This window comes from Mucilaginibacter sp. (assembly GCF_039925265.1).
Classification (GTDB): domain Bacteria; phylum Bacteroidota; class Bacteroidia; order Sphingobacteriales; family Sphingobacteriaceae; genus Mucilaginibacter.
In genome coordinates, this window is sequence record NZ_JBDSZG010000060.1 from 114,982 (window position 1) to 131,703 (window position 16,722).

The following is a 16,722-nucleotide window of genomic DNA, read 5'->3' on the forward strand; positions in this document are numbered from 1 at the left end:
GGGTGGTCTTTGTGATCCCGCTGGGATTCGAACCCAGGACCCCAACATTAAAAGTGTTATGCTCTACCAGCTGAGCTACGGAATCATCTTTTCAACTTGTTTCGCTACTGAAAGCGTTTCCGTTTTAAGTGGTGCAAATATACGCCGATTATACATTGCCTGCAAGTCTATTTTAAAATTATTTTCAGGTAAAAAATAAGGCTTTCATTATCAGTATTTAAGGCCTATAAATTCCTATTTTGCCCCTGTCGCCTGCGAATAAAATGAGGTTACCCTTCTTAGCTTTGCGGCAAACGTTGTAACTTTTGTCATCAATTTTAGTCCAAGCTTTGCCGCCATCGGTACTTATACAGCTTCCAGGGGTGCCTGTAGAAATAAAAGTATCGTCTTTTATATACTCTACCGACGACTGAAACCCTACCGGGTTTGCGGCAGAGAGTACCGCAGTGTTGGCTGCTGTGGCATTCTTGCCTGGCAAATATTCGGATATAGAATCGGTGCGTGCAGGTTTAGCATAATCGCCGCCTACTATCACTTTGCTGCTGCCATTTGCAACAGAAAACGCGCCCTGGCTTTGCTGCCCGTGCAAAACCTTAAGTTCGCGGGCTATCCAAATATTGGGGGTCTTGAAGTTAAAGGTAAGTTCGCGACTATGGGCACCGCCGGTAACAATGGAGATGCCTTTTTTATCAACCCGCAGGCAGGTGCCGCTTGCCGCAAAGGCAGCTTCGCCTTTTAAAGCGGCAGGGGCATTGGTTAGTTCTTTCCAGTTGTTGCCACCATCTTTTGTTTCCAGCAGTAAAAATTCGTCCTTTATAGGGTCGCCCATAATGTAGCCGTGTTTCTTATCTGCAAAATCCATCGCATCCAGAAAATACAGGCTGTCGGCATTGCGGTATTTCTCCTGCCAGGTGGCACCGCCATCATTGGTTTTTAAAATAACCGCCGGCGTGCCCGAACTCATGATCACGGCATCTTTATCCGAAAAAGCTTCTATGTCCCTAAAATCGAGTTTCTCGTAACCTTTAAGCTGCTGAAACGCCCATGTTTTGCCGCCATCGTTACTGATGCCCACATTGCCGCCGCTGCCGCTTACCCAGGCCGTGTTATGGTCCACCACAGATAAACCGCGCATACTCACGCGGGTACCCTGGTGTACCAGGTTAATAGTTTGCGCATTTAAATTTGTGCTGATAAACAGCAGTGCCGGCAATGCGGCGCAGAGGATGCTTCTTAATTTCATTTTACACGTGCCCAGTTTTCGCTTCGTCCAAATAACGAAATGCCAATATAGCCACGAATTTTCAAAACATCGCCCTTCAATGTCATTTTGCAGCTATAGGTTTTGCCCGATTTTGGGTCGTAGATGGTGCCGTCCTCATAAACGTCGTCGCCATCAAAGGTGAAGTTCTTTAATAACTCTATTCCCAGTTTAGGGCGCGACTGTAAGGCCTTATCGGGGTTCAGGGCGTCCAGCTTTGGCTTGCCGCTGGCATCGTTGGGCTCTTTCATCCAGACAAGCTTACCGAAGTATTTATCCCCTTTTTTAAAGATGAGTACCTGGCCTTCGCCGCTGGGGTTTATCCATTTACCTAAAATTGCGTCGGCTTTTTGTGCCGATGCGGTAAGCGCGCATACCACTGTAAACAGCAGCGCTATACATGTTTTTTTGATCATGAAGTGTAATAATTGGTTACCCCGAAGGTAGGTTTTACCATCGTATTTGCAAAACACAGCTTATTTTGCATTTATTTTTATTTGGATAGGGTAAACGGTTATATTTGCAGCCCGCAATGGGGGTGTGGCCGCAAGCCAGCAATCATTAAAGGAAAAATCGTTCTATTGCCCGGATGGCGAAATTGGTAAACGTTGCGGTCTCAGAAGCCGTTGAGAATTGTCTCTTGAGAGTTCGAGTCTCTCTTCGGGCACATCCATTTTTAGAAGTCTTAAGTCGGGAGTTATAAGTCTGTTTAGGACTTGAAACTTTCAACTTAAGACTTTTTACTTGATAACAATGCCCAGGTGGCGAAATTGGTAGACGCACCATCTTGAGGGGGTGGCATTCGCAAGGATGTACGAGTTCGAATCTCGTTCTGGGCACAATTCAAATTACTTTCCTGTTAAGAATTTCCTCTTGAGAGTTAGAGTCTCTCTTGGGTACAATTCTTTTAAATCCTGAAGCGACATCTGCGGCAACCGGGTACGGATCATTTTCCCGGCGCGCACTTCACAACTCTCATAAATACTACATCTGTATTATTGTTCTGCCGCTGTTATCAGGGTATCTTTAGCTTACAACCTCACCCCAAGCACCATGAAAAGATCTCTGCTCCCCCTGCTTCTTTGTTTTGTAAGCTTTGCTTTTGCCCAGGCACAAAATCAACCGTTTTTGCATCAGCGCTTTGATGCAGAGTTTACCGCCGCATCTACCCAAACCAGCGATGGCAAATACTATCAATCTTTAACCATACCGTTTGATCCCGGCGACGCGGCCTTCATCGTTTACCGTTCCGGCGATTTTTCGGTACTGCTTGGCGTACAGGATACCCTGGGCAGAATTTCCCTTAAACAGGATGAGCGGGTTTTTAGCAAGACCACCGGCAGCGGGCTCAAACTGCCTTTTCGTCCTCCCTTTGCAGGGATATACAGGCTTTTGTTTTCTACTAAAGACAAAGGCGCTACAGGCAAATTTTCCATCGATCTGTACCTGTACCGGAAAGGCGCCGATAGGGTTAGAAACACCGCGTCCACCGTTTTTGGCGATAAGCTTCAGTACCTGCAGGGGCAAAAATTCCTGGGGTATGAATTTGTAAAGCTAAGCCAGTCTGAAAGTTTTATGGGTGCTAATTTTGTACCAACTGTGAAGCTTTTCGACGATGCTGAATGTAAAATTGAGGTCATCAGCGGCTCCGCTACTTACGCCTGCACCTTCCCTACCTACACCGACCTGGCCGCTGCCAATGCCAAATTTGATGCGCTGCAAGCTGCCACACGCAGCATTCTCCCGGTAGCATATGGCCTGGGTGTAAACAGGGCGGACAATTTTACGGGCAAAACAAAGGAACATTTTGTGCGCGGTGTGGTCTTTACCGAAACCGGCCGGCTCCCTTATGATGTAGACCCTATGCAAAAGATCACCAACATAAAACATATGGTAACCATCAGCCTGAATAGCAATAAACCAGGCGAATACACTCTTACTTATGACCTTGATTGATCATCGGCTTCCTCCGCGCTCTTAGGCCTGCTATCGGCCTGGTATCGGTCCAGCGCGCGGCTTAATTGCGCTTTTATTTGTTTTACCAGGATTCTCGGCCCCAAAACACGCAGCTTGGCACCGAAACCCAGCAGCTCGCGTTCCAGCTCAAAGTTCATAATAACGCGGATGCTGAAGATCTTGCCGCCATCGTGCTCCTTCAGTAGTTTTTGGGTGTGGTGCAGGGGCTTGGTAATTACGTACGGCGCGTTAGCATCGTCTATCCAAAAGATCACCTCGCCATCGCGCTGGCCGGGGCTTTTGGTAACGCCCAGCACGTCGTTATAGTAGGTGGCGAGGTCTATGCGGATATTCTCACGATAGCCATCCTCATGCTCTTCCACCGTTTTTATACGGTCGAGCGCCAGGGTGAGCATAGGCGAATTACGGGCGTGCGATTGTCCGAGCACAAACCAGCGGTTGCGGTATTCCTTCAATAAATACGCGCTAAAGCAAAAGGTGCTGGCTTCCCGCGCCTTAAACGATTGGTAGGTGATGCACAGCGTTTGCCTCGCCACAATGGCCTTACGGATCACCTCTATCCACTCCAACCCTTTCAGGTTATCGTTCTTCTCAAAATCAATTACGGGCGGGCTCTGGGTTTTCTGGGTGTAGATCTTGTCCTCCAGCTTGCTCACCATCTCGTTGATATCGGCAAAATGCCCAAAGCCCTTAAACTGCTTCAGCAAGTCCGATACCTCGGTAAGCACCTGCATGTCCTGTTGATTTAGCGGGCTGTTGGTGATGCTGTAGTTCTTATCCTCATAGGTGTAGTACTTCTTATCCACCACTACAATAGGCGCCTCGTAACCCAGCTTATTGCTGCGCATCATCTCTATATCGGCCTGTATAGTGCGGCGACTCACACCCGTATTGATGCCCTGGTACTCGTACAAAGCATCGGCACAGGCATCTATAATGTCCTCCAGCGTCCATTTGCGGCGGCGGTTCTGCAGGCAATGGTCTATTGTGCGGTAGCGGATAAGGGCGTTGCGGTTTACAGGCATTTCTTTATTTGAGATATTCGGATGTTCGATTTCGGATTTATGCTATTCAACACTTTGTCATGCTTGAGCGCAGCGAAGCATCTATTCACCGATAGGCATATTCGCCACGCACAGTTCGCTATCGCTCAGGACAAGGCGACAAAGTTTTTTATAATATTATCAAATTATTTTCTACTGCGCAAATAGATTGCGCAGTAGGTGTATTTCTTTGTACTGTTATGAGAAAAACAAACACAAATATCTCGCTCGACCCTGAGGGGGCGAAGAGCCAAAAAGAAAAAATAAGCAACAACGAACTTAAGGCCTTTGGCATTGACGATAATAAGATACTGGAGAACTTCAGCCGCGTGGCCAACGGCCTGCTTAAACACGGCGTGATGGATAAAACACAGATCCTGGCTAACCTGGAAGCACTCATAGACAACCCTATGCCCTATGCGCTTAAAAAAGGCGGCAAGTTTAAAAACCTGGCCGAAAGCGTGATCCAGCTGCGTAAGGACGGCCATTTTTTAAAACAGCAACGCAGCATATTTAAGCTGAAGGAAGAGATAGCCAATTTCCCGGTTTGGGGGATAGAACATATTGAGGTAGGCGCGCTGGCACAGATGAAAACAGCTATACAATTGCCCATAGCTGTCGCCGGGCGCGCTGATGCCCGATGCACACCAGGGCTACGGCCTGCCCATTGGCGGCGTGCTGGCCACCACGGCCAATACCATTATCCCCTTCGCGGTGGGTGTGGATATTGCCTGCCGGATGTGCCTCAGCATCTTCGACCTGCCCGCCAGCATGATAGATCTTGAAACCGACCTGCTGAAAAGCCTGCTGATGCAAAACACGTATTTTGGTATGGGCTGCACCACCAAATCGTACCACGACAGTTCGCTGTTCGACAGCAAAATGTGGGGCGAGACCAAGGTGATCCGCGGACTAAAGGATAAGGCATACGCGCAGCTGGGTACCAGCGGCACCGGCAACCACTTTGTGGAATGGGGCGAGCTCACCATCGCCGACGGCGCTTTAAACGGCATCCCGGCGGGTACTTATTTGTCGCTACTTTCCCACTCCGGCTCGCGCGGGTTTGGCGGTAGCGTGGCCGATTATTACAGCAAAATAGCCATGACCAAAACCAAGCTGCCACCGGAGGCCAAACACCTCGCCTGGCTGGACCTGGATAAGGACGAAGGGCAGGAATACTGGATTGCCATGAACCTGGCCGGCGAATACGCAAGCGCCAACCACCACGAGATCCACAACAAAATTGCGCGTGCGCTAAACCGTGCGCCGGTAATGATGATTGAGAACCACCACAACTTTGCCTGGCAGGAACAACTGGCCGATGGTACCGAAGTAATGGTACACCGCAAGGGCGCAACCCCCGCAGGCGAAGGCGTGCTGGGCATTATCCCCGGCAGTATGAGCACCCCCGGTTTTGTGGTGCGCGGTAAAGGCGATGCAACCAGCATCAACTCGGCGAGCCATGGCGCGGGCCGTTTAATGAGCCGGAGCGCCGCCATAAAAACGCTGAGCAGGGAAGCCATTGCCGCCAACCTCATCGATAAACGCATCACCCTGATAGGCAGCGACGTGGACGAGGCCCCAATGGCCTATAAAGATATCCATACCGTGATGGCCGCCCAGCAGAACCTGGTGGAGGTACTGGCCAAATTCGAGCCGCGAATTGTACGTATGGCGGACCCTAAGGAGCGACCGGAGGATTAGCCCCCCAGGCCCCCTGAAGGGGGAGCAGGAGTTTAGATAATGACTGTAAAAAGCCGTTGCAGCTAAATCCCTCCCTTGGGAGGGCGCGGGCCGGGAACGAGCGCAAAGGCAGGGAGGGGTTAAGGCCGAGGCTGTAAGTGTTCCACATTTAAATGTGGAACACTTATTTTTAAAACAGTATTGTATATCAGCGTTTTACAGTTTTTTGTGGAACACTTTGGAACACCATGTGTTTTGATTATCAACGCTTTACAGTTTTTACTAAAAAACACGTTGGAACACTTTAGCTGTTTTAGGTAAATTTATAACAGGCTTATTATCACTAAGTTATTAAAAATGCAAAATATGCCTAAAACAATTGGAACACCTGAATGCTGCCACAGAGCACATCCGGGCTTAGTTGGGGAAGGTTGATGATGGATTTTATTTCCCACTTTGTGGATGGTGCGGTTGTCACCCTGAGCCTGTCCAAGGGCGCGCAAAGGCAGGGAGGGGTTAGCGGTTGTCACCCTGAGCTTGGCGAAGGGCGCGTGCAAGGTTTTGATGTGTGTGTTTATTTTTTAGAAAAGCAGGGGCAGCGGTACTTAGGTCAGGTTCTGCCCCGCAGGACACCTGTCCCGATGAATATCGGGATGCAAGCCGCCGATTGAAGCGGCTTTACGCTGCTACAGGTTTAGGGGGAACGTGCGCGTTGGTCGGCGAAAAACACTCACAACAGATGAATATTATATATATTTATAAAAACATGAATCAAAAAGAATTTATTGAAGTGGTAATTTTAAACCAACTTGGAGACATCGTAAAACTCCACCCATACCTATCCTTTGGGCTAATCGCAACAAGCATTGAACTCTTAGGTGCCTGTCTTGACGATCATTCAATCCAAAAACGAGGTGAAAGCGGCGATAGGTTCAGGATGGCAATAAATGTATTATTTCCGTCAAAATATCATAATTATGCAATCAAGAACACACCATATGACTTATATAGCGAATTAAGATGTGGCCTCAATCACTCCTTTTTGCCGAAACCGTCTATCGCGCTTAGTCAACGTGCTTCGGGCAACAATCATCTTTCAATTTTAAATAATCAACTGATATTGTCGGCGGAAGATTTTTATGAGGACTTGCAAAACGCGGGTTTGAAAATAATCGAGATGATAAATGAAAATCTGATTGCCGAGAAATTTGTATTAAATATTGGGAAATAGCCCCCCGGTGGTTAGCGTAACTTGGACCTATAATTTCTCAAACTTCCAACTTGTCACTGCAAGAAGAATTCTTGCTCGATTGTTGGCCGTAGTTTTAACCATCGCCCATTGATAGATTGTAACACACGTTGCACGCGGGCGAGGCAGCTTTAGTTTCACAACCTCCGAAGAACAATAAATATTTATTTCCAGCATTTGCATTATATTGCAAATTGATTAGATTCACAAAATTATAAATCTATAGATTTGCCTCCTCTAAATGAGTCAACTGAAGAACAAGTCAGTAATAAATATAGCAGCAGCATATGAAATGCAAAAGCAATCTTTTTACTGTTCATCTGTGCACAGTTCCTATTACAGTTGCATACAATTGATGTTGCATCTTATAATTTATAAAATTGGGATAGACCAAGCTAAAATAGCTGATGAACATAAAAAATTTAAATTAGCAAATCCAATGGCCTCCGCAGGATTACATGAATATTATATTAACTTAATTTTGGGACATTTACGCGGTAAGAAGCTAGATGCAAATGCCTTTAATAAAGAAATTTTTAAATTAAAAAAAACAAGAACAGCCGCAGACTACTTAGATATAGGAATTGGACCAGACGAGTGTAGGTATTCTATACAACAGGCAGAAGAAATAACTAAGATACTTACAAAAGCATTATAAATGACAGCAGAAGAATATATAATATTACAGCTCATATCACTTGTTAATAAGTTCCCTAATATTCGAGCTCGTTACGACAATGATAGAAGTAGTAATTCACACGTGATAGAAATCATACCAAATCATTTTTATCATAATGATGAAAAATTCAGAGTGGTAGAAGATGATATAATTGATAATTTCATTAAGGAATTTCCTTATGAAAACGTTGTGTTCCTATCTGGAGATGACTTGTATAAACTTGAAAAAATAGATCATGAATTTGTCGGGAATAATTTCTGTAAAAACCCTGCTCTAATTTCAATAAATCAAATTCTCACTAGTTTTACCGGCATAAATAACGATTTATTACAAGAGTTATTTGAAAAGTATGATGCGCAAATGGAGCATCACTTTAAAATACAAATGAGTAAAAGTTTCTTTAAACAGCCGATTGGTGTAATTGCTACCAATATCAACATTTATCCTAAGAAAACAGGAGTCTTAAATACCATAGATACGATAACATCTTTAGCTGATGATACAACATACTCTGAGGCTGGACAAAACAACTATGCTTTAGCCGCTTAATCATGTCCGAAAAACCGTCTTACAGTTTACAGCACATTTTATTACTTGATAGTAATTTTACTAGAAGTTGGAGCATAGATTTTGACGAGCCAAATTTCACTAATAGCGTAGATATAGAGGTGGAAGATACTAGAGGCGATAATATGTTAAGTGTAACGCTTCATTTAACGTTTAAAGCCGGCGTAGGAGATGATTATCAAGTGCGTGCATACATCAAAATGGTCGGTATATTTTCGACTACTGCAAAGGGAGAGTTAAGTATCGACCAATTTGCAAGCATTAACGCTCCCGCAATAATATTCCCCTTTATTCGCGAACACTTATCTTCATTATCGGTGAAAGCAGGCATTAATCCAATTTTGCTTTCTCCGGTTAATTTTGTTCAACACTCTGAGCAGAAAAAAAAGAAAAAGACAAGTTCTAAGTAAGTTGCTTTTTCATCCCCCGCCCATCCAGGCTCTACGCCTGGATGCAGGTAATTTAAGCGTCTGCGCTTAAACTACCCGGTCTAAATGTAATTACTCATATTTAATTTCATGTCACGCAATGCATCAACTGACAATGTTATTCAATCGATGCCCGTCAGCGTGGACGCTGACAAACATTTACAGACAGGCGTGGACGCCTGACTGGGCGGGTGTTTCAGTTTTTATTGGGGTTGAGTTGTTCCTTAGAATCTTGAAAAAAACTTTCAATTCCGCCAATTTCACTTCATCAACATTCACCTGTTTATTAGCAGTGGCACTTGCTTTTAAATCATCAAAATTTGAATATCGGCTTAACTTTTTCATAGCGTTTTTATGTTATTAAAAACAGAAAACACTAACGTTGTCTATTGCTTTATCAAATATATAAACTAATATTTTTAAAAACAGCGTGATTATATACGCTCTCCGTTGCCCCCCTCCACACTGGTCCAAATTTAGCATAACGTAACTGGGATCTATAGGTTCTCAGGCTTTCGGCTTACCCTCTACCTCAAGCGCAAGCAAATTCTGGCTACCCATCCTTCTGCTTAATGCGTTAGTAGGCACTTACTATCTGGTTTCTGATAGCGTACATAGCCAGGCCTACTCTGCTTTTTAAATTTAGTTTGTCGCATAAGGTATCCCTGTAACCTTCTACAGTGCGTGCACTCAAAAACATTTTGTCGGCTATTTCTTTATAGGTAAGTTCGGTACAAATGTATTTCAACAATTCAATTTCCCGTTCTGATAGCTTTGCAAATGTATTGGTGCTGCTATTGTTATCGGCCAATACCCCTACCGAGCGCATAATCTTACGCGTTACCAATTCGTTATAAAAGTATCCCCTGCTTACTACTTCCTCAAAAGCGAGTCTCAACTCAGCCGGTTCGGCATCTTTCAACACATAGCCGTGGGCACCGCTTTTTATCATTTTGATGATGGCGGTTTCGGCATCCATGGTACTTAAAGCAAGCACTTTAACGGCAGGATAATTATTGCGGAGCCATGCGGTGGTTGCGTAGCCGTCCATAACGGGCATATTAATATCCATCAAAACAATATCTGGCAGGGACGCGGAATTTAACCGGCTTATAAAATCCTTGCCATGGGAAGCATCGCAAATTACTTTATAACCCGGAAAAAGCTCGATAAGCACCTTTAAGCTTTTCCTGAAAAGTACGTGATCGTCAATAATAGCTATATTCATCTGTATTTAATTATATGGCACTGTTATGCCTACCGTTGTGCCTTCGTCTATCCCGCTTATGATCTCGGCCATCCCGCCTATTACCAGCGCCCGGCTCATGATATTTTGCAAGCCCAGGCCCGAACCCGGGCCCGCCAGTATTTCGCGGTTAAAGCCTTTACCGTTGTCGTTTATTTTGATTGCCAGGTTTTCGTTATTGAATAAAATAGTTATGGTGAGACGCGTGGCACCCGAATGCTTAATGATATTTTGGCAACTCTCCTGCATCATCCTGAAGAGGATGAGTTTCTTTTCGTTTTGCACAGGTTTTTCTTCCCCCAGGGACAACAAAGTGCCTTCTATGATACCTACAGCGTTGATACGTTGCAATTCGTGCGTTGCCATTTCCATAAGCGACAGCGAATGGATATGCGCCGTGCTCAGGCTTTTTGCAATATCGCGCAGATCGCTCATGGCCTTACCCGCGTTTTTTTTTGCCTCCGAGAGCAATACTTTGTCTAAAATTTCTTTTTGTTCGATGATATTCAGCTGCACTTTTAACAGGCTAAGCGTTTGGCCCACGCTATCGTGTATTTCCATACTGATGGCGTTAAAACTCTCCTCCTGCATCTCCAACCGCGACCGCAGCAACTGCTCGTTAAAGTTAGCCTTCATCAATTCGCGTTCGGTTATAAACTTGTTGCTTTTGTTCCGCTGCAAAAAAAGCACATATAAAAAAAAACAGGTAAGCATCACAACCAGCGCCGTAACAAAACATATCGCCAACATCAAATCGCCGTTATCCATTCTTTTTTACATAAAAGCCAATGGCGAATAATGAATATTCGATAATACTTAAGACAGTTGATATCAAATTATAGATATGCCCCTGGCTATCCATTTTATTATCAAGTATATAATTAAAGAAACTTATATACAAAAAGTTGCCGCCTATGGATATCATGATACCGGTGGAGATCCAAAACATAGGCGTTTTAAAAAAGTTGATAAACTCGTCGGCCCGTAACAGCTCTGTCATATATAAAAAGCAATAACACAGCACCAGGAACCCGCCAACGTCATACGAAATTGGGCTGTATTTAAAAAAGTGGTTTATAAAGATGATGTGGTAAAAACAAAACACAAAGAAAAACAGTGAACCGCAGGCCACCAACTTTTTAAACAGCGGCCTGGTTAACACCTCGTAATAGATGTAGGCATAAAAAATAAACATTACGATGGTGTAGCTATTAAAAATAAAATGATTGCTATGTCCGGGGCGCACTACGCAATACAAATAACTACCTGTTTGAACCAGGAATGTAAATAGCAAAAACCAGGTAAAAAGCCAGAGCCTGCCAGGCTCCGGCCTTTTATAATATATTGCCGATACAAAAAGTGCCACCAATAGTGGTATAGATCCTATTATGATACTCAGCATTATAAGAATTATAGTTTAAGAAATATTATATCACGGATTGGGGCAATTTGGAGGACATAAAGGGATCATATCACCGCCCATACCCTGGTAACCGCTGGTATAGCTTACGCTATTAACCGGCCCGTTTGCCTCAAAGGCATTTAAAAGATCTACCGAATCGAAGGTTGTTGGGTTAGCAGGGTTCTTACTATCCAGCGTTGCTACCAAAATAACCGTGTTTTGCTCAGGGTAAGGTGATGAATAAGTGGAGCTGTTCTTAGGATGGCGCCCAAAGTATATACGTACACCGTTTGCTTTGTTATCGCTGATCAAAGCCATTAGTTCGTAAACACTCACCCAACCCGATCTGGTGTTAAGAACATACGGTGCTGTTGCATAATTGGCTCTTAGCGCTTGAATCTCCTGCAATGGGATGGGATCTAAAGGGGCTAAAGTGCCCGTTTCATTTAATTTTACTGGCATTGTTTTAAGTGTTTAATTGTGAATAAAAGGTTAATTATTTAAATATAAATCTTTGCGATCTGCAATGCAAGTTGCGCTTATTAAATATTTAACATAAGCGTATTTACACTTATTATCATGCCGTATTTATACGCTCCTCAAAACAGGTAAACCCACGCTATACATCTGGTTGCCAAGCCGGTAGATTTGGTTACAACAAACAAGTCCCGCATGTATCATTTAACAAAGCGCATCAACTCAATTCTTTATTAAAGCATCGCGCTGCAGGTATTGCCGGCATAAACACTAACCCTTTAAACAATAATATCATGGCCTCAACAATTGAAAACGACGTAAAGCAAATCATTCTGGTTATTTCACAACTTCCAGGAACTATTGATGACCTTAACAACGACACAACCCTACCAGAACTGGGGTACACCGGCAACATGTGCAACCAACTTGCACAGCGCCTTGATCATTATGTAAAAAGCAAAAAAACAGCTACAGGTGTAAGCAATGCCGAGATAGCCTGCGATGAAACTGTACAAGATATAATTGACCTTATCACCAAAAAACTAAGCTAATGAAAACCTCAATCTTATTCACAATTTGCCTATGCTGGGCTACTTACAGCTTTGGGCAAACACCTGGAGCTGAGAGCACGGCATCTCCCTTCTTTTCCAATCTGCAAATACGCAAATCGTTTGAGGCGGCAGACGTTTTGCAAAAGCCGGTTCAACTTTTATACACCGCGCCGCATGATGGTAAAAATAGTTGGCTGGCCGATGCCGGTATAGGGATTACCTTGGGTAAACTAAGCACCGGCACATTCACCTCCAAACTAACGGCGGAGTATCATCGAAACACCTTGATAGATGCAGAGCAAAATAACTTTCAGGCCGGTTATAACTTCAATATTTTTGGTGGGAACGGCGATGGCGTCAACAGTTTTTATACAACCGCGATAACAGGTACCACTAAATATGTGCGCGATAAAATTAAGGATGATCACTCGTTTGTGGCTACATTGAATTTAACGCCTTACCTGTCTGGCGCCCAGAGCGCCGCCGGGCAGTACGGTTTTAATTTAGGCCGGCCCGGGTACACAAAGGGCTTGAAAAACACTTACCAGGTTGGCCCGGCATTTGAAGTTCAATATCAACAAATATTAAGCTCGGCCAGCGGTATAAAGGGTGGTATTATCCGGCCCCTTGTTGATCTTTTCGCCGCGATATCCATAAACCAGGTCCCCGTCGCTGGTGCGCCAATAGTTGCTCCTAAAAAAATAATAGAGTTTTCCTTTGATTATATAAATCGCTACGCCGTTGCAAATTCCACGGGTAACTCAGAAGGGTTCACAAAATTATTTAAAGGTGGCGTTGACTATTACATCGCTTTTAGAGAAGGCGGACCTCAGGCATCGCTCGGCCTTAGTTACAACGTTGGTTCCGATCCCCTTGAGGGCTTAAAAAATCAACGTTTTTGGGAATTTACCCTACAGTTTAAATTGTAATTAAACTTCCAGCTGTTTCTTCACCTATTATCAAACTAAATAATCTTACTTATCATGTCGTCACAAGTTATTACAAAAGACCTGGTGCAAAAGGGCTTTGTACAGCCCAATGCCACCACTGCTACACAAACCGACCCTTACCAGGACAGGCTCCTGAAGCTTATCCCTGCCGAGGTGGTATCTGTTTACCTCGCCTTATTAGTACTTGTTTCGGGCAAAGACGCTAACAAGCACGAGATGCTGCAACTGGGCATCGTTATTATCTTACTGGTTGTAAATATTTTATACAAAAGAAACGCTGACGTTACCGATTGGAAGCAACTGGCAATATCCAGCGTAGCTTTTGTTATTTGGGTATTAACGCTTGGCGGGCCGTTAATAGAAGATCGACTCATTTTAGGTGAGAAACTTTCTCTGATAGGTGCAATCTTAACGCCTTTGTTCACCCTGGTTGCTCCGCTGATATATAAATAATTACCGGGAGGATAATTATAAAAAACGGCCCGGGCAGCAATATCGCTGCCCGGGCCGTTTTCTTATTTACTAAAGCAAACAGTTTTTAGTTTTTGCGTATAATCCGGGTGGAGGGGTTCGTTGGTTTGGGCAAGGCGCTGGGAGCCAACGTTGGCGGGGCAGGCTATTCCGTTCGGGGCATCGTAAACCAGGTTTGGTTTAGCTGAAACAAGTTCTTTGGGTACATAAATTTGTGTTTTGGTAACCGAGTAACCGCTGGGAATAAAGCGGATGTAGTATCCATCCGGGTGCAGCGACCAGATCCCCGACGGCACATCCGGGTCGGGTTGCGGGGCCAGGCCGGCAATGATGGCGTATTTTTCCATCTCTTCGTAGGATGACGAACCCGATGCTGCCAGCCTGCGGATGTTGTTCTCCGCCTCAAATACGGCTTGTACAGCCGGCGGCAACTGGCCTTTTGCCTTGTCCATCAGGTTTGCGGGTAATACGCCAAGCGCGCCGCCCTCCAGCATCAACAGTTGCTGCGGGGTTAGCAGAGTGCTTGCGGTGAGTTTAATATCATTACCCATATCAACAAAACGGGTGCGGGCAATAATGGCCCAAAGCAATACCTGTATGCTGTGCTGGGTAACCTCGGGGTGCTTCTCGCCACTCTTCAAGATGAGGATCACCACATCTTTTTTGGGGCCCAACACGGGTGCAAGCATATAGCCATCGCCGCTGCTTGGCCCGCGGGTACCGGCGTGCAGGCAGTAGCTTTTGTTGGTCATTTCGTAAAAGCCTTCGCAAAGTTTAAAGCCGCCGGTTGGGGCTTTAGGTAACAGGTACAAAGGTTGTGGCTGCTTCCCCTCGGTAAACGAGGGTGGCTTGGAGCCTGTTTTATCAACGTCCTGAAAGTTGGTGGTAATGGCTTGCGGCTGCTTTAATATTTTGTTTAATCCGCCGCCGGATACCACTTCGGTGCCTTTGTCCAATAGTTTTTTTCCGAGGCCGCCAAACTGGGCGTTTGCATTAGCGCAAAAGAAGAGTGATACGGTTAAGGCTAAGTAAGTGCTGATCAGTTGTTTTTTCATGTAAGATGGTTTTTGTACCGCAAATTAACCAAAAAGGTGCTAACATATCGTTAAAATTAATCAACAGTTCTTTTTAACACGTAAAAGCTGCGCTATGTTAAACCTTCATCGTCAATCATCCATGTTTTCAGCTATTATAGCCGGAATATTTTTCTCCCATCTTTCCAATTCCCCATAAACATCCTTAAATTACACTACCCAAGTTTAACCCCTCCCGATCATGAAAAGAGCGAATTTCCTGTCAGCCCTGGGGCTGTCGTTTTTAGGTGTTGTGTTGTCTTCATCAAAAAAGGCCGTCATTTTAACCGACTGCGGCGATCCCATAACTCCGCCCGTACCCGAAGGACCATATTATAAAGACGAAAAGCTGAACCGACCTAACATTGCGGAGCATAAAGAAGGCCTGCCCATTACCTATATTTTTAAGGTGGAAGACAGCAACTGCAAGCCTATACCAAATGCCATTGTAGACATCTGGCAATGCGACAATAACGGCCGTTACTCCGATTATCAACAGGAAAAAACATTGGGCGAAACCTGGCTGCGGGGTTACCAGGTAACCGATAGTAAAGGCATTTGCCGGTTCAATGCCGTTTTCCCGGGATGGTACAATGGTCGCCTTACCCATGTACACGCCAAAGTGCGCTTTGAAGGTAAAGCACCGCTGACCACTAATTTCTTCTTCCCCAAAGAGGTAGAAGACAAAGTTTTCCAACACCCGCTTTACCCCAAAGGCCCAAACCCGGTTACCATGGCGCAGGATTTTGAACTACGTAGCGATAAAGACACCCACCGGCGCGATACCCTACTGATGCAAGTCTCGCACGATGAAAAAGGGAATATGGTGGGTAAATACACGATAGCCATAGCGTAGGTGACGTTGATTAACCCGACCCAAATCTCTACCTCTTACTCCTATTTCAGCTATTTTATTCCCCCAATCTCTGCGATTATTTTTAACCGCAACTTTTAACCAACACATTAAAAGTATCTTTGCAACGTTAATTTAAAAACAACGCCTCCCGGGTTAATGGACGAAAAGGAATACATAAAAAGCGGAATACTGGAAACCTACTGCACAGGCGCGTTAAACGCCACCGAGCAGCAGGAAGTATTACGCATGTGTGCCCTTTACCCGGCTATTAAACAGGAACTGGAGGAAATTCAATTGGTGATTGAGCAATTGGCATTGTCCTTTGCGGTTACGCCACGTCCGGAATTGCGCGAAAGGATCCTGAATGCCGCGTTTAATACCCCCACGCTCGATCTGAACAATTTGCCGCTTACCGATAGTTCATCCGATTTGGATACCTGGCTTAAAGCGTTATTCGGCCTTATTCCGCAGGAGCATACCGAACCATTTTATCATCACCTGTTACGACACGACGACCAGGTGACCCAAGCCCTCGTGGTCTCCAAAGTAAACATCCCCGACGAAACCCACTCCGACCTGATCGAAAGTTTCTTTATCCTCGAAGGCAGCTGCCGTTGTTTGATAGACGGGCAGGAGCATATCCTCCACGCCGGCGATTTCCTGGAGATCCCGCTTCACCAGCACCACGATGTGGTATTGCTCACCCCTTACGTGGTGGCTATTCATCAGCAACGGGCATTGCGGGTAGCATAGTTTTCAGTTTACAGCATCCAACGTCTTAGTAGCCTGGCACTAATCAGATTTTCGGT

At 45.0% G+C, this 16,722-nt stretch carries 22 protein-coding genes and 3 tRNA genes; 15 read left to right on the top strand and 10 right to left on the bottom strand.

The features are described from left to right. Positions 1–12 precede the first annotated feature (12 nt). The 3 genes from ABIX36_RS25920 to ABIX36_RS25930 all read right to left on the bottom strand — a co-directional run bounded on the left by ABIX36_RS25920 (position 13) and on the right by ABIX36_RS25930 (position 1,677). Positions 13–85: transfer RNA gene (locus ABIX36_RS25920), tRNA-Lys, on the bottom strand. A gap of 132 nt (positions 86–217) precedes the next feature. Then, positions 218–1,243 carry a YCF48-related protein gene (locus tag ABIX36_RS25925; RefSeq protein ID WP_348085073.1) on the bottom strand — a complete coding sequence of 342 codons (1,026 nt, stop codon included), beginning with the start codon at positions 1,241–1,243 and terminating at the stop codon, positions 218–220. Beyond that, positions 1,240–1,677 carry a DUF2147 domain-containing protein gene (locus ABIX36_RS25930; RefSeq protein ID WP_348085074.1) on the bottom strand — a complete coding sequence of 146 codons (438 nt, stop codon included), beginning with the start codon at positions 1,675–1,677 and terminating at the stop codon, positions 1,240–1,242. The genes ABIX36_RS25925 and ABIX36_RS25930 overlap by 4 nt, the downstream gene beginning before the upstream one ends. A 167-nt stretch (positions 1,678–1,844) precedes the next feature. Between ABIX36_RS25930 and ABIX36_RS25935 the strand changes: the two genes are divergently transcribed. The 3 genes from ABIX36_RS25935 (at position 1,845) to ABIX36_RS25945 (ending at position 3,217) form a co-directional block, all read left to right on the top strand. Further along, positions 1,845–1,928, top strand: a tRNA-Leu gene (locus ABIX36_RS25935). Between the two features lie 88 nt (positions 1,929–2,016). Continuing rightward, positions 2,017–2,100 (top strand) — tRNA-Leu (locus ABIX36_RS25940). Between the two features lie 214 nt (positions 2,101–2,314). Continuing rightward, positions 2,315–3,217 carry a hypothetical protein gene (locus tag ABIX36_RS25945; protein WP_348085075.1) on the top strand — a complete coding sequence of 301 codons (903 nt, stop codon included), beginning with the start codon at positions 2,315–2,317 and terminating at the stop codon, positions 3,215–3,217. On the opposite strand, the gene ABIX36_RS25950 is transcribed toward ABIX36_RS25945, so the two are convergent. Next, positions 3,202–4,263 (bottom strand): WYL domain-containing protein, encoded by a 1,062-nt coding sequence (locus ABIX36_RS25950; protein WP_348085076.1) that lies wholly within the window; start codon positions 4,261–4,263, stop codon positions 3,202–3,204. The genes ABIX36_RS25945 and ABIX36_RS25950 overlap by 16 nt on opposite strands. Positions 4,264–4,481: 218 nt before the next feature. Between ABIX36_RS25950 and ABIX36_RS25955 the strand changes: the two genes are divergently transcribed. The 7 genes from ABIX36_RS25955 (at position 4,482) to ABIX36_RS25985 (ending at position 8,869) form a co-directional block, all read left to right on the top strand. Beyond that, a complete protein-coding gene (locus ABIX36_RS25955; RefSeq protein ID WP_348085077.1) occupies positions 4,482–5,066 on the top strand; it encodes a hypothetical protein in 585 nt (194 codons plus the stop codon). Further along, on the top strand, positions 4,957–5,985 hold the full coding sequence (locus ABIX36_RS25960) for an RtcB family protein (protein WP_348085115.1): 1,029 nt from the start codon (positions 4,957–4,959) through the stop codon (positions 5,983–5,985). Before ABIX36_RS25955 ends, ABIX36_RS25960 begins: the two co-directional genes overlap by 110 nt. 413 nt (positions 5,986–6,398) lie before the next feature. After that, positions 6,399–6,635, top strand: a complete 237-nt coding sequence (locus ABIX36_RS25965) for a hypothetical protein (protein WP_348085078.1) — start codon at positions 6,399–6,401, stop codon at positions 6,633–6,635. 95 nt (positions 6,636–6,730) lie between these two features. Further along, positions 6,731–7,195: a hypothetical protein gene (locus tag ABIX36_RS25970; protein WP_348085079.1), complete on the top strand. Its 465-nt coding sequence runs from the start codon at positions 6,731–6,733 to the stop codon at positions 7,193–7,195. A 259-nt stretch (positions 7,196–7,454) separates the two neighbouring features. Continuing rightward, entirely contained in the window at positions 7,455–7,871 is a 417-nt protein-coding gene (locus ABIX36_RS25975; protein ID WP_348085080.1) for a hypothetical protein, read from the top strand. Next, positions 7,872–8,441, top strand: a complete 570-nt coding sequence (locus tag ABIX36_RS25980) for a hypothetical protein (RefSeq protein WP_348085081.1) — start codon at positions 7,872–7,874, stop codon at positions 8,439–8,441. Between the two features lie 2 nt (positions 8,442–8,443). Further along, on the top strand, positions 8,444–8,869 hold the full coding sequence (locus tag ABIX36_RS25985) for a protein-export chaperone SecB (protein ID WP_348085082.1): 426 nt from the start codon (positions 8,444–8,446) through the stop codon (positions 8,867–8,869). A 177-nt stretch (positions 8,870–9,046) separates the two neighbouring features. On the opposite strand, the gene ABIX36_RS25990 is transcribed toward ABIX36_RS25985, so the two are convergent. The 5 genes from ABIX36_RS25990 to ABIX36_RS26010 form a co-directional block, all read right to left on the bottom strand. After that, positions 9,047–9,232 (bottom strand): hypothetical protein, encoded by a 186-nt coding sequence (locus ABIX36_RS25990; protein WP_348085083.1) that lies wholly within the window; start codon positions 9,230–9,232, stop codon positions 9,047–9,049. Positions 9,233–9,464: 232 nt separating this feature from the next. Further along, positions 9,465–10,115, bottom strand: a complete 651-nt coding sequence (locus tag ABIX36_RS25995) for a response regulator transcription factor (RefSeq protein ID WP_348085084.1) — start codon at positions 10,113–10,115, stop codon at positions 9,465–9,467. A 6-nt stretch (positions 10,116–10,121) separates the two neighbouring features. After that, a complete protein-coding gene (locus ABIX36_RS26000; protein ID WP_348085085.1) occupies positions 10,122–10,901 on the bottom strand; it encodes an ATP-binding protein in 780 nt (259 codons plus the stop codon). Then, positions 10,894–11,535, bottom strand: coding sequence for a hypothetical protein (locus ABIX36_RS26005; RefSeq protein WP_348085086.1), 642 nt, complete (start codon positions 11,533–11,535; stop codon positions 10,894–10,896). The genes ABIX36_RS26000 and ABIX36_RS26005 overlap by 8 nt, the downstream gene beginning before the upstream one ends. Positions 11,536–11,565: 30 nt before the next feature. After that, positions 11,566–11,997 carry a hypothetical protein gene (locus ABIX36_RS26010; protein WP_348085087.1) on the bottom strand — a complete coding sequence of 144 codons (432 nt, stop codon included), beginning with the start codon at positions 11,995–11,997 and terminating at the stop codon, positions 11,566–11,568. Between the two features lie 308 nt (positions 11,998–12,305). On the opposite strand from ABIX36_RS26010, the gene ABIX36_RS26015 reads away from it, so the two are divergent. The 3 genes from ABIX36_RS26015 to ABIX36_RS26025 are packed head-to-tail and all read left to right on the top strand — an operon-like array spanning position 12,306 to position 13,966. Beyond that, positions 12,306–12,563: a hypothetical protein gene (locus ABIX36_RS26015; protein ID WP_348085088.1), complete on the top strand. Its 258-nt coding sequence runs from the start codon at positions 12,306–12,308 to the stop codon at positions 12,561–12,563. Next, on the top strand, positions 12,563–13,492 hold the full coding sequence (locus tag ABIX36_RS26020; protein WP_348085089.1) for a hypothetical protein: 930 nt from the start codon (positions 12,563–12,565) through the stop codon (positions 13,490–13,492). The genes ABIX36_RS26015 and ABIX36_RS26020 overlap by 1 nt, the downstream gene beginning before the upstream one ends. A 54-nt stretch (positions 13,493–13,546) precedes the next feature. Next, positions 13,547–13,966, top strand: coding sequence for a hypothetical protein (locus ABIX36_RS26025; RefSeq protein ID WP_348085090.1), 420 nt, complete (start codon positions 13,547–13,549; stop codon positions 13,964–13,966). Between the two features lie 62 nt (positions 13,967–14,028). On the opposite strand, the gene ABIX36_RS26030 is transcribed toward ABIX36_RS26025, so the two are convergent. After that, positions 14,029–15,039, bottom strand: a complete 1,011-nt coding sequence (locus tag ABIX36_RS26030; protein ID WP_348085091.1) for a hypothetical protein — start codon at positions 15,037–15,039, stop codon at positions 14,029–14,031. Between the two features lie 220 nt (positions 15,040–15,259). Here ABIX36_RS26030 and ABIX36_RS26035 point away from each other — a divergent pair, with 220 nt between their 5' ends. Together ABIX36_RS26035 and ABIX36_RS26040 are read left to right on the top strand one after the other, a co-directional pair. Next, on the top strand, positions 15,260–15,913 hold the full coding sequence (locus ABIX36_RS26035) for a hypothetical protein (protein ID WP_348085092.1): 654 nt from the start codon (positions 15,260–15,262) through the stop codon (positions 15,911–15,913). Between the two features lie 156 nt (positions 15,914–16,069). Next, a complete protein-coding gene (locus tag ABIX36_RS26040; protein ID WP_348085093.1) occupies positions 16,070–16,666 on the top strand; it encodes a cupin domain-containing protein in 597 nt (198 codons plus the stop codon). Positions 16,667–16,722: the final 56 nt, after the last annotated feature.